The sequence below is a fragment of the Clostridium cellulovorans 743B genome, assembly GCF_000145275.1.
In the GTDB taxonomy this organism is placed as follows: domain Bacteria; phylum Bacillota; class Clostridia; order Clostridiales; family Clostridiaceae; genus Clostridium_K; species Clostridium_K cellulovorans.
Window position 1 is genome coordinate 874,706 of sequence record NC_014393.1, and the last position, 17,584, is coordinate 892,289.

The 17,584-nt window shown below is 31.6% G+C and carries 14 protein-coding genes; 12 read left to right on the forward strand and 2 right to left on the reverse strand.

What is annotated here, in order from left to right; translation table 11 throughout:
• Window positions 1-57 precede the first annotated feature (57 nt).
• Window positions 58-1,020 (reverse strand): FAD:protein FMN transferase, encoded by a 963-nt coding sequence (locus CLOCEL_RS03575; protein ID WP_010074746.1) that lies wholly within the window; start codon window positions 1,018-1,020, stop codon window positions 58-60.
• A 421-nt stretch (window positions 1,021-1,441) separates the two neighbouring features.
• Between CLOCEL_RS03575 and CLOCEL_RS03580 the strand changes: the two genes are divergently transcribed.
• From CLOCEL_RS03580 to CLOCEL_RS03595, 4 genes are all read left to right on the forward strand, one after another.
• Complete coding sequence (locus CLOCEL_RS03580; RefSeq protein ID WP_010074744.1) at window positions 1,442-3,265, forward strand: SpoIIE family protein phosphatase; 1,824 nt, start codon at window positions 1,442-1,444, stop codon at window positions 3,263-3,265.
• A 184-nt stretch (window positions 3,266-3,449) separates the two neighbouring features.
• A complete protein-coding gene (locus tag CLOCEL_RS03585) occupies window positions 3,450-3,851 on the forward strand; it encodes an ATP-binding protein (protein WP_010074743.1) in 402 nt (133 codons plus the stop codon).
• Window positions 3,852-3,882: 31 nt separating this feature from the next.
• Entirely contained in the window at window positions 3,883-5,886 is a 2,004-nt protein-coding gene (locus CLOCEL_RS03590; RefSeq protein ID WP_010074742.1) for a methyl-accepting chemotaxis protein, read from the forward strand.
• A 5-nt stretch (window positions 5,887-5,891) separates the two neighbouring features.
• Entirely contained in the window at window positions 5,892-6,185 is a 294-nt protein-coding gene (locus CLOCEL_RS03595) for an STAS domain-containing protein (RefSeq protein ID WP_010074741.1), read from the forward strand.
• Window positions 6,186-6,291: 106 nt separating this feature from the next.
• On the opposite strand, the gene CLOCEL_RS03600 is transcribed toward CLOCEL_RS03595, so the two are convergent.
• Entirely contained in the window at window positions 6,292-7,503 is a 1,212-nt protein-coding gene (locus tag CLOCEL_RS03600; RefSeq protein ID WP_010074740.1) for a hypothetical protein, read from the reverse strand.
• A gap of 280 nt (window positions 7,504-7,783) precedes the next feature.
• On the opposite strand from CLOCEL_RS03600, the gene CLOCEL_RS03605 reads away from it, so the two are divergent.
• From CLOCEL_RS03605 to CLOCEL_RS03640, 8 genes are all read left to right on the forward strand, one after another.
• A complete protein-coding gene (locus CLOCEL_RS03605) occupies window positions 7,784-8,617 on the forward strand; it encodes a Cof-type HAD-IIB family hydrolase (RefSeq protein WP_010074739.1) in 834 nt (277 codons plus the stop codon).
• Window positions 8,618-8,797: 180 nt separating this feature from the next.
• The gene (locus tag CLOCEL_RS03610; protein WP_010074738.1) at window positions 8,798-9,280 is read left to right on the forward strand and encodes a tRNA (cytidine(34)-2'-O)-methyltransferase; all 483 of its coding nucleotides are present in this window, start codon (window positions 8,798-8,800) and stop codon (window positions 9,278-9,280) included.
• A gap of 13 nt (window positions 9,281-9,293) precedes the next feature.
• Entirely contained in the window at window positions 9,294-10,133 is an 840-nt protein-coding gene (locus CLOCEL_RS03615; RefSeq protein ID WP_010074737.1) for a DegV family protein, read from the forward strand.
• A 203-nt stretch (window positions 10,134-10,336) separates the two neighbouring features.
• Window positions 10,337-11,443 carry a BMP family lipoprotein gene (locus CLOCEL_RS03620; protein ID WP_010074736.1) on the forward strand — a complete coding sequence of 369 codons (1,107 nt, stop codon included), beginning with the start codon at window positions 10,337-10,339 and terminating at the stop codon, window positions 11,441-11,443.
• Window positions 11,444-11,538: 95 nt separating this feature from the next.
• On the forward strand, window positions 11,539-13,068 hold the full coding sequence (locus CLOCEL_RS03625) for an ABC transporter ATP-binding protein (protein WP_010074735.1): 1,530 nt from the start codon (window positions 11,539-11,541) through the stop codon (window positions 13,066-13,068).
• The gene (locus tag CLOCEL_RS03630) at window positions 13,061-14,155 is read left to right on the forward strand and encodes an ABC transporter permease (protein ID WP_010074734.1); all 1,095 of its coding nucleotides are present in this window, start codon (window positions 13,061-13,063) and stop codon (window positions 14,153-14,155) included. Before CLOCEL_RS03625 ends, CLOCEL_RS03630 begins: the two co-directional genes overlap by 8 nt.
• Window positions 14,148-15,068 (forward strand): ABC transporter permease, encoded by a 921-nt coding sequence (locus CLOCEL_RS03635; RefSeq protein ID WP_010074733.1) that lies wholly within the window; start codon window positions 14,148-14,150, stop codon window positions 15,066-15,068. Before CLOCEL_RS03630 ends, CLOCEL_RS03635 begins: the two co-directional genes overlap by 8 nt.
• Window positions 15,069-15,399: 331 nt before the next feature.
• Entirely contained in the window at window positions 15,400-17,409 is a 2,010-nt protein-coding gene (locus CLOCEL_RS03640) for a methyl-accepting chemotaxis protein (protein ID WP_010074732.1), read from the forward strand.
• Window positions 17,410-17,584 lie beyond the last annotated feature (175 nt).

The window sequence follows — 17,584 nt, forward strand, 5'->3', positions numbered from 1 at the left end:
AGTTTTTCTATTTGTAAGTATTGCCAGCGTATTTAACTAGCACAACGGGTTAATATACTAAATTTTATATATAAATCCTTCAACTTCATCAAAAAAGTGAAAATCCTTCTTTAGACCTTCTGTAACATGGATTTCTTTATCCTCTGTAATAAATATAGCCTCCATATCCTTCAGACTGTTAACTAGTTTCACTCCATCTTCAAGACCTAAAACAAATATAGCTGTAGAAATTGCATCAGCTCCGATAGATTTTTCAGATACTATAGTAGTACTTATTAATCCTGAATCAGAAGGATAACCAGTCCGTGGATCCAAGATGTGATGGTATTTTTTATTATTTTTTTGTAGGTATCTAACATAATCTCCTGAGGTAACTATTGTCTTATTTACAGCATGTACAGCGCCTAGGCACAGATCTCTTCTAAGAAGTGGGTTTTGAATACCTATTTTCCAAGGTGAACCGTCTGGCTTAGTACCTAAGACCATTACATTACCTCCAAGATTAACAAAAGCAGAGTCTATGTTGTATTGTTTATATATTTCTATTGCCTTATCAGCAGCATAGCCTTTGGCTATAGCACCTAAATCTATACTTTCTCCAACCTTTTCAAGCTTTACAGAGCCTAAACTATTATCAATAGTTATATCTCTATGGCCAGTAAATTTTAAAGAAGAAGTTATTTCTTCTTGTGATGGAATTTTTGCTTTATCAGTGAAGATTCCCCATAGCTTTGCTACAGGACCAATAGTTATATCAAATGCGCCACTTGAAACTTCAGAAAAATATTTAGCTCGGTTTAAAACATATAGCACATCAGCACTAACCTCTACAGCATTAAGTCCTGCATTTCTATTTATTTTAGATATTTCACTTGTTTCAAGAAAAAAGCTCATGAGAGATTCTAATTTTTTTATCTCTTCTTCTACTTTCAATGCTGCCTTTTGTGAATTTTCCCCATAAATTTTCTGGGTTATTATTGTCCCCATAGAAATGGTTTCTAATTCATAAAAATCTTTCATAAAGTACTCCTTTAATATATTTATTAATATTTACAAAAAAAAGACGAAATTGATATTCATTATCAATAAGCAACATTATATAATACTTAACCTTCTAACACAATAGAATAATTGAATTTGCAATAACTTTTATGAATATTTGCAATGGAATAATTAAGTAAGTAGCAATTTTAATAAATATTTTGTGCATAAATGTTCAAAAAAGTATTTATTAAATAACAAAGATTATTTGACATTTTAGCATTAATAGGGATACAAGAAATGTTACAGGTAAGCATTACTTATGTACTTAAGTTAAAAGTTTAAAATGAATAAAAATAATGTATAAAAAACCAAAAGAAACACTAAAAAAATGTCATAATTGGTCGATAAGATAATGAGAAAAATTAATTTTTATAATATCAGGTATAAGGGGGCTCAAATGGATTTTAATATTGATGAAGCGGAATTTGATCTAGAAGACTTTATTAAAATTTTTGAACTTGGTTCTTATAAGAGCGTAATTCTTGATGATAAACTCACTGTAAAATATGTAAATAATACATTCTTAAAAGCTTTTAACTGTAAGCGTGAAGAATTGATAGGAGAAAATTTATTTTCTATAAAATCGATAAGTGATATTTATATGAATTATAAAACTGATATAAGAGAGGCTATCAATTCGGAAGGTAAATGGAGCGGGGAATTAGAGATAGAAACTTCAGCACTTTCAATAAAATGGGATAAGGTTACAGTTATGTCTATAAAAAAGTTTGATGACATAATCAAAGGATATGTAATAGTTGCTGAAGAGATTTCCAATTACAAGAATGTAAGTAGTATGGGTTTTAAAAAATGCCAAGAACATTACAACTGCATTTTTGAACAAAATCATCTTATTACACTTTTGCTTGACCCTTGCAGCGGAAATATCGTTGATGCAAATTTAACAGCCTGTAATTTTTATGGTTATAAAGAAGATGAATTCAGAAAGAAAAATATTAGTGATTTAGATCTATTACCTAAGGAAACAGTGTTAAAAAACTTAAATAGTATTGCAAGAGAGGACAATGAAGCGATTGGTGAGACTAGAGGTCAGTATCATAGACATAGACTTTCAAATGGTGAAATAAGAGATGTCGAAGTTTTTTCAGGACTAGTATTTATGGCCGGGAAAAAACTATTATATACTGTTGTACATGATATTAGTGATAGAAAAAAAGCAGAAAATCTTCTTATAGAAAGCGAAGAGCGGTATAGGCTTTTAGTTGAGATGTCACCAGATGCTATTGTTGTTTATTGCAATGGAATTGTTGTATTTGCTAATGAACAAGCTTCTTTAAAGCTTGGGATGAATCACTCAGAACTTATTGGCAAATCAATATTAGAGTTTATACATCCTGATTCTTTAGAGGTAGCGAAAGAAAGAGTTTACAAGGCACAAGTAAAAAGAGAACCTCTACCATTAATGACTTATAAACTTATAAACCCAATTGGAGATATATTGGAAATTGAAGTTGTAGGTGCTCCCCTTATTTACGAAGGGAAAGAAGCAGTTCAAGTTATTTTAAGAGATGTAACTGAAAGAAGAAAAGAAATTGATAGAGCAGTGAAAATTCAAGAGCATCGTCAAGGGTTACCATTTCCACTTGAGAATAGGGTTGATATGAAAACCATATACAAGCCTGCTAAACTTTTGAGTGGAGATTTCTATTTATTCAATAAGGTAAGTGAAGATGTAGTTATTGGATTACTTGGAGATGTGCAAGGAAAAGGAATTACAGCTGCATTAAGTATTTCAGCGACTAAAGTTATTTTTAATGATGGTGTATCAATTTACAAAAATCCTTTAGAGGTAGTACAGTATATGAATCGAGAAGCACAGAAACATTTAGATGAGGAATATGTCTCGTGCATTTGTTTTGAAATGGATTTCAAAGCTGGCATTATGACTGTTGTTGGAGCAGGAATTAATGAATTTATTAGTGCTAACAAGAAAGGTGTATGGCAAAGAACAACTGTTAAGGGACCACCGCTTGGAATGTTTGAAGAAGTTAAGTTTGAACAGGTGATTATACCTTTTTCAAAAGGAGAAATATTTAATTTTTATAGTGATGGTATGGAGTTTATATTTGATTATAATAGACTAAACAAAAATTCTGGCGAACTTGTTCATGAAAAATTGAAAGCCTGTTTAGAAGAAAAAATTAATACCCAAGCAAAGCTTCAAGATGATTGTACCTGGTTATCTATAAAAGTATTGTAACTTAATAGATTTATTTTTTACAGTGTAGAAACAGCACAGTAAACTTAAGGGGTGAATCAAGATTATAATATCAAATACTTTAACTATTAGTGGTCTACCCTGTTATGAAAAGCTAATTGAGAATGTAATAAATGAAGTAGCTAAAGTAGTTAGAACAGCCAAGATAGTTAAACCCAATAGGACAGTGAGGACGATTAAGTCAGTTAAAACAATCAAGGTAGTAAAAAAAGCTAAGGCCATTAAGACTACTTATTTAGAAAAATCATTACAGAAAAAAGATTTTCAAGAGATAGCTTTTGATATTAATCTAATTTTAACAGAAGCCCTGTCAAATGCTTTTTACCATGGAAATAAAGGTGATATTTCAAAGCCAATTGGCTTAAGTTATAAATGTAATGGTGAAGTTTTAAAGCTTGAGATTAGCGATTCAGGAGAAACGAATAAAAATATACAAATTCCTGATGAGATTAAAGATGAAGACTTGCTAAATGAAGGTGGAAGAGGTTTATTTTTAATAAAAGCTTTAGCTGATAAGGTAGAGTTTAATAACAATACCTTAAAGATTGATAAATATATTTGCATATAGCAATAAGACAAAAACAATGTGGAGGAAATTTATGAAGGTAAGTTTAAGAATAAAATTAATTTCGGTATTTTTGGTATTGATAATTGTACCACTTACTTTATTAGGGGCTGTATCTTATAATATGTCTTCTTCTGCTCTTCAGCATACTATAGAGCAACAGTTAAAAGAGACTACAGGTCATGCAGCAGAGGCAATAACTAATACTACAGAAATGGTAAAGGGAACTTTGCAGATAGCAAGCTATAATGCTAAGTTATCAGATACAATTGTAAACAGTTCTGAAGAAAATAAAAAGAAAATCTTGAACTATTTATCTGAAATACAGAAGGAAAATGATTCTAAAATAGAAATGCTTTTATTAGCCGATGCGAAAGGAAAGATACTAGTAAATAATGAATCGAGTTCTTTAAATTTAGATGTTAGTGATCGACAATATTTTAAAGAAGCGATTCAAGGTAATGCGTCAATAAGTGATGTTCTTATATCAAAAGCAACTAACAAACCAATTATTGCACTAGCTTATCCAATAAAGCAAGATAACAAAATTATTGGTGCATTGATAGGCACTATACATTTTGAAGCAATAACTAAATATGCTTCTGAAGTTAAAGTTGGTAAATCAGGATATTCTTATATGATAGATAAGGACGGACTTATTATTTCACATCCAATTCAAGAAAAGGTAATGAAAGAAAATGTTACTAATACAGAAAACGATGAGTTAAGAGGTTTTATTGAAAAAATGAAAAATGGTGAAGCGGGCTGGGGATTTTATACTTATGAAGGTGTTAAGAAATTCATGAGTTACGAACCAGCTGGCAATTGGGCAATTGCCACTACAGTAGGTTACGATGATTATATGTCTACTGCGAAGAATATAATGAAAAATACTATTATTATTGTAGGGATATCTATAATAGCTGCAATGGCTGTAGCAATTGTATTTTCATCTAGAAGTATCATTAAACCAATAAGGCAGCTTCAAGAAAAGATGGGGTTAGTAAGTACAGGTGATTTGACTGTGTCTATAGATATTAAAACTAAAGATGAAATTGAGGAATTAGGAAAATCCTTCAATAGTATGATGAGATTACAAGAAGCTATAGTAGGGAAAATTAGAGGGGCTTCGCAACAATTAGCTATTTCTGCTGATGAGATGGCATCCTCTACTGAAGAAATAAATGCTGCTTCAGAAGAAATTGCTTCAAGTATTCAAGAGGTTTCATCTGGTGCAGAAAGACAAAATGATTCAGTTATTGATTCCTCTCAGGTGCTTGTTCAACTAGCGAGTCTTGTTGAGTTGGCGCAGAGTAAAGCTGTCGCTGCAGAACAAAATGCAACAAGTACTAAGACTGCAGCACATTTTGGGCGAAGTAAGGTTCAAGAGACTGTAAGTGCTATGGATATAATTAACAAAGGGACCAGCGAAACATCAGAAGTATTAAAAGAAGTGAATGAGCTTTCTATTAAAGTAAAGAATATAATAGGTGTCATAAATTCTATAGCAGAACAAACAAATCTCTTAGCTTTAAATGCTTCAATTGAAGCAGCTAGAGCAGGTGAACATGGAAAAGGCTTTACGGTTGTTGCAGATGAGGTAAGAAAGCTTGCAGAAGAGTCTAATAGAGGAGCTATGGAAATATCAGCTTTAGTATCAACGATGGCGACGGAAATCAGTAAGGCTGTAAATTCTATGAATAATACTTCTATAGCAGTTACTAATGGTGTAAAGGTTGTTGAAGAAACAGATACATCTTTTATAGATATTATGAATGTTGTAGAAGAGATTACGAATAATATAAGAGAGATTGTAGAGGTAACAAAGGATGAGGTTGCTACATCTGAAGATATAATTAAGCTTATTGATAATATGGGAACAATATCAGAAACTACAGCTAGCAATAGTCAGCAGGTATCAGCTGCAGCAGAAGAGCAAACTGCTACTGTTGAATCGTTAGCAGCTTCTTCTGAAGAGATTAGTGCTATGGCAAGTGAACTTGAAGCAATGGTAGAAAAATTTAAAATAAGGGGGTAACCTCAATGGTAGAGGGAAGCAGTAAAGATATTACTATATTAATGCCTGTGAATTTTTCTGTGGAAGAAGCAGAAAAGTTCAGAATTGAAGCGATTGATGATATAAAGGACGGCAACAATAAGTTAATTCTTGATTTTAAAAACTGTACCTTTATAGATAGTACAGGATTAGGTGTACTTGTAGCTATATATAAAAAATGTGCAGAAAAAAACGGATATCTAAAATTAAAGAACTTAGACAATCAAGTTTTAAAGGTATTTAAATTAACAAGACTAGATAAAGTTTTTGATATTTTATAAATCTTATAACTAATAAATTTTCCATTTATAAAAGTACATTAAAAAAGACTGTATCACAAATGCGATAAGTACCTTGTGAACAGTCTTTTTAATATGTTAAGTTTGGTTATTCAAAATAAGCATCAATGGTTTCTGCTGGATTTTTCATGAATTTTTCATATTTTTCCGCAGTTTCTTTTATGTATTCTTTCATGGTAGTCAAATTTTCTTGAAGTTCATTTTGTTGCTTTTCATTAAGTTTCAGTTGTTCATCGTGATTCTTAGTTAAGGTTTCCATAGGGTCATATTTTACATCATTTTTGCCAAGCATATTATTTAGTAGATATAGCTTATGTGAATCTCGTTTAAGTTTTTCCATTTCTTTATTATATTCTTCAATCATGTTTTGTCGTTTTTTCTTAAGTTCCTCAAGCATTGCTTCTTTATTAGCACGATCTAAACCTAGATTTTCTAAAAGTTTTTCATATTCGTAACGTATTTTACCGTAAATTTCAATTCTTTTATGGTATCTATTATTCTGAAGAGAAGCCCTTTCGAAAGTATCTGTTAGTATAGAAGAAGCATCTTGGTCTTTAAGATATTCGATAGCTTTAGTTGATAGAGTCTCACGAACTACATTATGTTCAGCTATTGAATTAGCCTCATAGGATTTCTCATTATGAAGTATATCTAAAGAATTTTGCAATAATTTAAAATCTTTATAACCTAGTTTTTCAATACTAGTAGTTTCAGAAAAGCTGTTTTGAAGAAATGTTTCTAATTGTTCTTCATCTGCAACAGTATTGTTTTTATAAAAAGTTTTTGCTCCTAGCAACATATTGGTAATTGTTTTTTGTGCATCTTCTTCATTATAGAGATTAATGCCTTGCACACCTAAAGGAGCTTTTTCCTTATCATATATTTGTTTTGCACGATATGCTGCATTGAAAAAATTAGCTGCTTCATGTGTAATTTCTTGGGCTTTTTTTGTTGCAGATGAATCATAGGAACTATCTAAAATCGTAGTTAATTTAGCTTTTGTACTATCATCAAAATTAGTGTTAGAGTTAATATTTTTTAACAATTCACTATAGGAAGTAGTATATTCAATAAGTGATGGATCTTTATTTACAGATTTTTGATCATCAAAGGAAGTCTTGATTTTATTTAAGATAGCAGAAACTTCATTATTACTATAATCAATACTAAAGACAACCTGATCAGTGTTATTTAATTTGTTTGTAACTTCTATTGTATCTGTTTTATTCTCAAGGAGATTATTGGGGATAGGGTAATTCGTAGTTATTGAGTTTGATAGGTCTAGATTTATTAAACTCATACTTTATTCGCCTCCATATACAGCTTATTAGACTTTATTAACATAAATTAGAACCTTATACTTAATTATATCGGTTACCAATAAATATGCTTTATAAGGCTAAACTTCTTTAATTTATGTTATCATGTACCAGCAGGACTTGCTCAAGTAGTCTTGATGGTTTTCGTATAGAATTTTTATGTTTTTATAGTATAATCAAAGGTATGAGAAGAATCTTATATACAAATTTAAGAAGAAAAAATAGAAGGCATCTTTGAATTAGCAAAGGAGGAATTGATAGATGGCAATAAAACTTGTATGCATAGATATGGATGGGACACTACTAAGTAATCATCATGAAGTTCACCCTAAGAACTTAGAAGCAATAAAGAAAGCTACAGATTTAGGTGTGAAGATTGCAATAGCAACAGGAAGAATTTTTGCATCAGCAAAGATATATTGTGAGCTTTTAGGTATCAAAACACCGATTATTTCAGCTAATGGTGGTTATATAAGATACGGTGATACAGTGATGGCAGAACATAATATGGGTTATGAAAATTGCAAGAAGATAGTTGAAGTTCTTGAAAAATTTAAATCGGTGTATTATTTATATACAGCAGATTCTATGATAACTAATGCAAATATTCCAGAGACACATCCTTATAGGAGTATGAATGATCAGCTTTCAGATAAGGATAAATTGAAATTTTACCATTATGATGATATAAGTGATGCAGTTGAAAATCATGGAGATAAGATAATTAAATGCATTGTTATGGAAGAGGACTTCGAAGAAATTCAAAAAATCAGACAGGATATAAATAAGATTCAAGGGCTAGAAGTTGTAAGTTCTTATACAAATAACATAGAGATGATGGCTGCCGGAGTAACAAAAGGCAAGGGTGCAGAGGCACTAGCTAAATATTATGGATTCTCTAGAGATGAAGTTATGTGTATAGGTGATAGTGAAAATGATTTATCTATGGTAACTTACGCAGGTTTTGGTGTTGCTATGGGTAATGGTAATGAGGCTGTGAAGAAAGCTGCAAAATATATAACTGATACAAATGTAGAAGGTGGCGTTGGAAAAGCCATTGAAAAATTCGTAATTGAGCCAATGATTAGAAAATAGGAAGTAATTCTTAATCGATTTATAAATTCTTAATCGAATAATAATATACATAAATGCTAAAACTATCAGTAGAAATTCTCTCTAGATAAATATAATAATGTTTTTGGTAGAGAAAAAAACAATTATATTATATAATTATCTAATGTGTAACATTTACTGAAGTTTATTTGGGAGGATTCTATGATTTTAGACAAAGAAAATATAAATATAGTACTATATCAGCCAGAAATACCTCAAAATACAGGCAACATAGTTAGAACTTGTGTTTTGACAAATAGTAAGCTCCACCTTATAAGACCACTTGGCTTTGAGGTAACAGATAAACAACTGAGAAGAGCAGGCCTTGATTATTGGAAGGATGCGGATATATCTTATTATGATTCTTTTGAAGAGTTGAGAGAAAAGTTTAAGGATAGAACCTTCTATTATTCAACTACCAAGGCGACAAAGTATTATGATGAAGTGGACTTTAAACAAGGGGATTTTATTGTATTTGGAAGGGAATCTAGTGGATTACCAGATGAAATCAGGAATAGTGAACCAGACAATCTAATAAGAATTCCAATGGTTAAAACTAGTTTAAGATCCTTAAATCTGTCAAACACTGTATCGATAGTTAGTTATGAAGCTACAAGACAGATTGGCTTTCCAAATATGAAGTAAGGGGGAGTTAACTTTGGAGAAAATAAAGATAATTACAGATAGTACCTGTGATTTACCCAAGGAAGTAATTGAAAGATATGATATAGAGGTTGTGCCATTATTAGTTACTATTGATAACAAAACTTATCATGATGGAACAGGAATAAATTTTAGTGAGCTCATGGACAAAATTGAAATTCATGGAGTATTGCCTACAACTTCTCAAATTAATCCTCAAAGATTTTCAGAGGTTTACAAAAAATATTTAGACCAAGGCTATAAAATTTTATCAATCCATTTATCTTCAAAAATGAGTGGTACAGTACAATCAGCTGGGATTGCAAAGGATATACTAGAAACTGAGGACATCGAAATTATAGATTCTCAAAACGTAACCTCAGGACTTGGCGTGCTTGTTTTAAGAGCTGCAAATTTAAGAGATCAAGGTATGAGTATTCACGAAATAAAGGAATCTGTAGAGAAGCTTAGACATAAAGTTAAGAGTTCTTTAATGTTCGATAAATTAGATAACCTTATAAAGGGTGGTAGACTATCTAAAACTGCAGGGACTATAGGTGCAGTCCTTAATATTAAATTGATATTAGAAGTTTTAGAAGGAGAAATGAGTGTAAAAGAAAAGGTTAGAGGAACAAAGAAAGCGATAAAATCTATTATTACAGATTTGGATAAATGTGAAGTATTGGAAGGTACGGAAGTAATATTGCTTTCCGCTGGAGCAAATCCAGAAGCTTATGATGCTTTAAAAGCTAATTTAGAAGATAACAATATAAGTTACATAGAGAGTGAAGCAGGTTGTGTTGTAGGAACACATTCTGGAGATGGTGCTTGCGGTTACTTTTTTATCGAAAAATAGAAATAAAAAACAGTAATTATCAAATTTATTATTTTTAATATGGAAAATTGTAAATTCTATAATGCGACACCTTGATTTTTAGGTTTTAATAACGTATATTATATATTATTGGGACCCAACGAGTTATTTTGGAGAAAATAGAAGAAAATTCTTTTATTTTATCATATGGTTCAAAAAAAGTACATATTAATAGGAGGGTAATTATGAAAAAGAGATTACTAGCAATGGTAGCAACAGTTGCTATCGTGGCAACAGCTTTAGCTGGCTGTGGTTCAAAGACTGAGGATAAAAGTACTAAAGACAGTGGTACTAAGACAGAAACAACTTCTTCTGCAAAAGTTGGTATGGCTACTGATGAAGGTGGTATAAATGATAAATCCTTCAACGAAGCTGCTAACAAAGGTTTAATGAAGGCAAAGGATGAATTAAAGTTAAATCCTAAAGTTCTTGAGTCAAAAACAAATGCTGATTATGAACCTTATTTAAAACAATTATCAAAAGACAATGATTTAGTATTTGGTATAGGCTATAAATTTAAGACTGCTATGGAAAATGTATCAAAAGATAATGCAGATAAAAAATATGCAATAGTAGATGATGTTGTTGATGCACCAAATGTAATGTCAATTAACTTCAAAGAAGAAGATGGTTCTTTCTTAATGGGTGTTATTGCAGGTAAAACAACTAAGACTAATAAAGTTGGATTCATAGGTGGTATAGATGGTCCACTTATAAATAAGTTTGAAGCAGGTTTTATTGCAGGTGTTGCATCTGTTAACCCTGAAGCTGCAAAAGCTTTAATGCCTAAAGATGGAAAATCAGGTACCAACGTTAGATATGCTGGTAGTTTCTCAGACGTTGCTGCTGGTGGAGAAATCGCTAAAGCATTATACAACGATGGATGTGACGTAATATATCATGCTGCTGGTGGAGTTGGCGTTGGTCTATTAAATACAGCTAAATCTTTAAGAGATCAAGGAAAAGATGTTTGGGCTATCGGAGTCGACCAAGATCAATCATTAACAATGCCAGAAAATGCATCTGCAATTCTTTCTTCAATGATCAAAAAAGTTGACGTTGCTGTTTATGACGTAACTAAGAAGTTCTCTGAAGGTAAATTCGAAGCTGGTAAAAAAGTTTACGGCTTTGAAGAAGGCGGAATTGATATGGCTGAAACTACAAGCAAGAATACAGCTAAAGATGTTATAGATTTAGCTAACAAATACAAAGAAGCTATAAAGAGCAAAAAGTTTACAGTTCCAGCTACAAGAGAAGACTTAGAAAAATTTAAAGCACCAACATTAGAATAAATATTTAATCTGTAGTTGTGAGACAATAATAAATAAGTAATATGGGGAGCTAGATGTGAAGTGCATCTAGCTCTTTTAGAGAAGGAGGAGAGTTCGTGGAAAAGGTTGTAGAAATGAAAAAAATAACTAAAATCTTCCCAGGAACAGTAGCAAATGAAAATGTTGACTTTGATTTAAACAAAGGCGAAGTCCATGTTTTATTAGGGGAAAACGGTGCTGGTAAAACTACATTGATGAATGTGCTATATGGATTATACCAACCTGAGCAAGGTGAAATATTTGTTAATGGACAAAAGGTTAATATAAAAGGTCCATTAGATGCCATTGCTCTTGGTATAGGAATGGTGCATCAGCATTTTATGTTAGTACATAATTTTACTGTAACACAAAACATTATTCTTGGATCGGAACCAAAAAAAGGCATTCAGATAGACATTAAAAAAGCAGAAAAAGAAGTGGCAGAATTAGCTAAAAAATATGGCTTTAATGTAAAACCAGATGATTTAATAGAGGATATAACTGTTGGACAACAACAAAAAGTTGAAATCCTTAAGGCTCTATATAGAGGAGCAGAAATTCTTATACTTGATGAACCTACAGCAGTTTTAACACCTCAAGAAATTGAAGAACTTGGCGAAATATTCAAGAGTCTTACTAGCCAAGGAAAATCTATTATTCTTATAACTCATAAGCTTAAGGAAATTATGAGCATGAGTGATAGGGTAACTGTTGTAAGACGTGGAAAGTTGATAGATGTAGTACAAACTAAGGACACTAACATAGATCAACTTGCGGAAATGATGGTCGGAAGGAAAGTAAATCTAGTTACAGAAAAAGAAAAAGCTAAAGTTGGAAATACTATAGTATCAATTAAGGATATAAAAGCTATAGATCATAGAAAGTTACCTGTATTAAAAGGTGTAAACCTTGACATACGAGCTGGTGAAGTTTTAGGTGTTGCTGGAGTTGATGGTAATGGTCAAAGTGAACTAATTGAAGTTATAAGTGGTCTTAGACAAGCAACAGAAGGTTCTATTACTTTAAATGGTAAGGAGTTAACAAAACTTAAGCCAAGAGAAATAATAGACTTGGGATTTGGTCATATTCCAGAAGATAGACATAAAAGAGGTCTAGTTTTAGATTATTCACTAGTAGAAAATTCAATCCTAGGAGTACATCATAAAAAAGAATTTAGTAAAGGTCTTGTGTTGAATTATAAAAAGATTAGAGAACATGCAAAGAAGCTTATCGAACAGTTTGACGTTAGAACTCCAAATGAAGATGTTAAGGCTTCAAAGTTATCAGGTGGTAATCAACAAAAACTTATTGTTGCTAGAGAAATCGATAAAGACCCAGATTTTATCATAGCAGCACAGCCTACTAGAGGACTTGACGTAGGAGCAATAGAATATATACACAAGAAATTAATCGAGGAAAGAGATAAAGGCAAAGCTGTTATGCTTGTATCCTTTGAATTGGATGAAATAATGAATCTATCTGATAGAATTGCTGTTATGTATGACGGCCAGATAATGGATATCGTAGACGCAAAAAAAGTAACAGAACAAGAACTAGGCATATTAATGGCAGGAGGTTCATTAGAAAAGGAGGGTAAAAATGAGTAATATTGATACTTCAAAGCAAAATAGAATGGCTTCCGTAAAAGGATTAGCAAAATCAATAGGAGTTCCAGTAGCATCAATATTAGTAGCTCTTCTTGCTTCCGCTATATTTGTTGTATGGAGCACAGGTGAAAATTATTTTTCAGCTGTTGGAATACTTTTAAAGTCAATAGCAGAAGGAAGCTTAGGATCACTGGATAGCTTTTCTGAAACCTTAGCAATACTTACACCATTATTGTTTGCAGGTCTTGCACAAGCAATAGCTTTTAAAACAGGTCTTTTCAACATTGGTGTTGAAGGACAATTCATAGTAGGTATGATGGGTGCGACAATTGTAGGATTAATACCTGGAATTCCAGGACCAATTCATATTGTATTAGTAATTTTAGCAGGTGTTGCTGCAGGTGGTTTCTGGGCATTTATCCCAGGTTATCTGAAAGCAGTGAGAGGAACTAACGAAGTAGTAAATACAATAATGATGAACTTTATTGCTCTTTATCTATGTAATTATTTAGTTATGAATAAGTTTACTGAAGCAGGTCAATCAGCTACTGATGTTATTCAAGGATCAGCTCAATTATTTAGATTTTTAGGACCAAGTAATAGAGCTAATATAGGTGTATTCTTAGCATTACTTACAGCAGTTTTAGTTTATTTTCTTTTAAATAAAACTAAAGCTGGCTTTGAATTAAGAGCTGTAGGTTTAAGCCCTACTTCTGCTGAATATGGTGGAGTTAGCATAAAGAAAAATATTGTTTTAGCTATGGTTATTTCTGGTGTTGTTGCAGGTCTTGGTGGTGCTACTTATATTTCAGGAGTTCAACATCAAATGCTACAAATGGCTGCTTTCCCTAATTTTGGTTTTGATGGTATGACTGTAGCATTAATTGCCAAAAGCAACCCTATTGCTGCAATATTATCAGCTTTCTTAATAGCAGCGTTAAATAGTTCTCAATTATATTTGCAGATGAACAATATACCAAAAGAAATAATTAGCTTAATTCAAGCTATAATCATAATCTTCTTAGCAGCAGACTATACGTTTAAATTTTTAAAAAGAAAGAAAAAGGGGGCAGCTGTAAATGGTTAATGTAATATTAGATATTATAGCAACAACCTTAAGACTTGCTACGCCACTTATTTTTGCAGCTTTAGGTGGAGTTATATCAGAAAAATCGGGTGTTGTAAATATAGGTATAGAAGGTATGCTTGTAACAGGAGCCTTTTTCGCTGTCGCTGGAACCTTAGCAACTGATAGCCTTATTGTGGGAGTTATGTGTGGTATGGCAGCAGGTGCAGCAATAGCAGCACTCCATGCAGTACTTAGTATAAAATTTAAAGCAGACCAAGTTATATCCGGTGTTGCTATTAATATTCTTGCTGGGGCGTTATCTAGTTATTTGATATTCCAATTCTATGATATACATAGTCAAACAGCTGGGATAGAACCAATGAGCTACCCAAGAGAAATGTTTGAAAAGATACCTGTAATAGGTAGAGTCCTTGGTCAATTAAACTGGTATGTTTACGGAGCTATAATTTTAGTTATATTAGTACACTTTGTATTTAAGAAAACTGCTCTTGGGCTTAGAATAAGAGCAGTAGGAGAACATCCAAAAGCGGCGGATACTATGGGTGTAAATGTAATAAGATTAAGATATATCTGTGTTCTTCTTTCAGGTGTATTTGCAGGTCTTGGTGGTGCATCTCTAGCTATGAATAATATGTTATTTAGAGAAGGAATGGTAAGTGGTAGAGGATTTATAGCACTAGCAGCTGTAATCTTTGGTAACTGGAATCCAGTAGGAGCTTTCCTAGCTTGCTTACTATTTGGTTTTGCAGATGCTCTTAAAATTCAAGCACCAGCTTTAGGCTGGAGTCTTCCAACAGAAGTATATTTTGCTATGCCATATGTTTTAACAATGCTTGCTTTAGCAGGATTTGTTGGAAAAACTACTGCACCAGCTGCAGATGGTGTACCATACGAAAAAGGTTCAAGATAATAAAAACCCATCATCTCTTGAAGATGATGGGTTTTTATTTTTGCCATTTTAATATTCCATATCGTTACTTATTTTTATGAAAAGTAGCCATAAAAACAAAATTAAATACAAAAAGTTTTTAAAAAACTATGAAATATTTAAAATAAAAGTCGAAATATAAAAAGGATGAAAGTTAATATAGCTAGAATTTCAGCTAGTTATTAAATACGCCGCTTCATATGTTCAAAATAGAGTTAAAAGATTTTTTGATAGATTAAACTCCGATTGGGGGTATATGGAGAAAGGTTAAAGATTAATTAAACTAAAAACGTTAATTTAGGAGGAAAAGGTAATGGAGAAACAAAAGAAAAGAAATATTAATTTTAGAAGTATTAAAATAAAAATGATAGCTGTATTAACAACTTTATGTATTGTGCCTATAGGTATATTGGGTTTTATAACCTACAATAAATCTAATAAAATTGTATCAACTAAGTTTACAGAATCTAATCAACAAACTGTATTAGAAGTTAATAGAGGTCTTGATAGTTACTTTCAAGGAATTGAAAGCATGCTACGTATGCTATCAAATAATGTAAATTTAAAGGAAATGGCAATTAAGCCGCTTTATGAAGAATTCGCTGTTTCACTACTTCAAGATAGCCGTAATGCTAGAACAGATATAATGAATTTTTATTTTGGACAACCAAGTAAAAAGATGACTCTATATCCCGCTCAAGAATTGCCAAAGGATTATGACCCTACTACAAGAACTTGGTATAAAAATGCTATAGAAAATCCAGGTAAAGTAGTATATAGCAATCCATATCAAGATGCAGTTTCAGGTAAAATGATTGTATCTTTATCAATGGCTGTTAAAAATAATGATGCTATAGTTGGTGTTCTTGCAGCGGATATAAACTTAGATACTTTATCTCAATCAATTTCATCAATTAAGATAGGAAGAACAGGTTTTGCTGTTATATCAACTTATGAAGGGGTTGTGATAGCCCATCCAGATAGTTCTTTATTAGCTGGAACAGAAATTACCAAGCTTTCGAATTGGGAAGAGATTAAAAATAGTAATAGTGGAATTAATACTTATCAATATAAAGGTGTAAAAAAATATTGTAGCTATATTACAAATGAAACAACTGGTTGGAAATTGATGTCAGCTGTGCCGGAAGAAGAACTGCTAAGTGATACTAATGTTATAAAAAATATTAATATGATATTAATTTTAGTTTTAGGATTAATAGCCTTAGTTGGTTCTATATTCTTTAGTCGTTCAATTACAAAGAAAATGAATATTTTAAAAGCTGCTTTTAATAAAGCTGCAGAAGGTGATTTATCTGTTAATGCTTCTATCGATTCAAAGGATGAATTTGAAGATCTTTCAAAGGATTTCAACAGGATGATTGCGAATATAGGAAGTCTTATTCATAATTTGAAATATTCAACAGATGTTATAGCTACAAATTCTAATAGTATTAGCAAAATGGCTTCAGAAACTACTGCAGAAGTAAATAAGATATCTGCTACTATAGAACAAGTAGCCAACGGAAGCATTGATCAAGTTCAAAATATTGATGAAGGTGTTCATTCTATTGAAGAGTTAGCTACTAATATTTCTAATATTGATTCATTAACAAATAAAATGAATGAAATATCAAAAGAAACTAATACTTTGAGTGAAAATGGTGTAGAAGCAGTAAATATTCTTTCAAAGAAAACAGATGAAGCTAATAATCATTCAAATGAAGTGATGGTAGTAATAAAAGATATGAATGGAGCTACTGAACAAATTGGAAATATAACTAGTACAATAAACAGTATTGCTGAACAAACAAATCTTTTAGCCTTAAATGCAGCTATTGAATCAGCTAGAGCAGGGGAAGCAGGAAAAGGCTTTGCTGTAGTAGCAGAGGAGATAAGGAAATTAGCAGACCAATCATCAGAAGCAACTAAACAAATCCAAGAATTAATAATGAAGGTTAAAGAGAAATCTGTTTTAGCAGTTTCAACTATGGAAGGCACTAAAGTTGTAATTGATGAACAAACGAAGGCTGTAACCCTTACAAAGGATATATTTGATAAAATATCTGATTCAATTAAGATTCTAAAGGGCGAAACTGATGAAATAGCAGTGGCTTTAACGGAAACTAACAAGAAAAAAGAAGATATAATAGAAAAAATCCAAAATATCTCTGCAGTTTCAGAAGAAGCTTCAGCTTCTACAGAAGAGGTGTCAGCTGCGACAGAAGAAGTGGTTGTTACTTTAGAGGAGTTTGGCAATTCAGCAAGCCAGCTTAATGAACTTGTAAAAGTTTTAGAAACAGAAGTTAATAAGTTTAAATTATAATAATTTAGAGGTAAGCTTCAACGGTTTAACAGAATTAGCTTGCCTCTTTTTAAATTTGTTAAAGGACACTGTAAAATTGATTTGAAATAGACGAATGTGTGTATACAAAGTCTGCAAAATCTGGAAATGTGTTAACAATACTATCATATTCAGCTTTAAATTCAAATTGATCAAA

What these genes read in the sequence shown, in the direction of transcription:
- CLOCEL_RS03575 (WP_010074746.1), bottom strand. Translation starts at nt 1,020, where the DNA reads ATGAAAGATTTTTATGAATTAGAAACCATTTCTATGGGGACAATAATA.
- CLOCEL_RS03580 (WP_010074744.1), top strand. Translation starts at nt 1,442, where the DNA reads ATGGATTTTAATATTGATGAAGCGGAATTTGATCTAGAAGACTTTATT.
- CLOCEL_RS03590 (WP_010074742.1), top strand. Translation starts at nt 3,883, where the DNA reads ATGAAGGTAAGTTTAAGAATAAAATTAATTTCGGTATTTTTGGTATTG.
- CLOCEL_RS03595 (WP_010074741.1), top strand. Translation starts at nt 5,892, where the DNA reads ATGGTAGAGGGAAGCAGTAAAGATATTACTATATTAATGCCTGTGAAT.
- CLOCEL_RS03600 (WP_010074740.1), bottom strand. Translation starts at nt 7,503, where the DNA reads ATGAGTTTAATAAATCTAGACCTATCAAACTCAATAACTACGAATTAC.
- CLOCEL_RS03605 (WP_010074739.1), top strand. Translation starts at nt 7,784, where the DNA reads ATGGCAATAAAACTTGTATGCATAGATATGGATGGGACACTACTAAGT.
- CLOCEL_RS03610 (WP_010074738.1), top strand. Translation starts at nt 8,798, where the DNA reads ATGATTTTAGACAAAGAAAATATAAATATAGTACTATATCAGCCAGAA.
- CLOCEL_RS03620 (WP_010074736.1), top strand. Translation starts at nt 10,337, where the DNA reads ATGAAAAAGAGATTACTAGCAATGGTAGCAACAGTTGCTATCGTGGCA.
- CLOCEL_RS03630 (WP_010074734.1), top strand. Translation starts at nt 13,061, where the DNA reads ATGAGTAATATTGATACTTCAAAGCAAAATAGAATGGCTTCCGTAAAA.
- CLOCEL_RS03635 (WP_010074733.1), top strand. Translation starts at nt 14,148, where the DNA reads ATGGTTAATGTAATATTAGATATTATAGCAACAACCTTAAGACTTGCT.
- CLOCEL_RS03640 (WP_010074732.1), top strand. Translation starts at nt 15,400, where the DNA reads ATGGAGAAACAAAAGAAAAGAAATATTAATTTTAGAAGTATTAAAATA.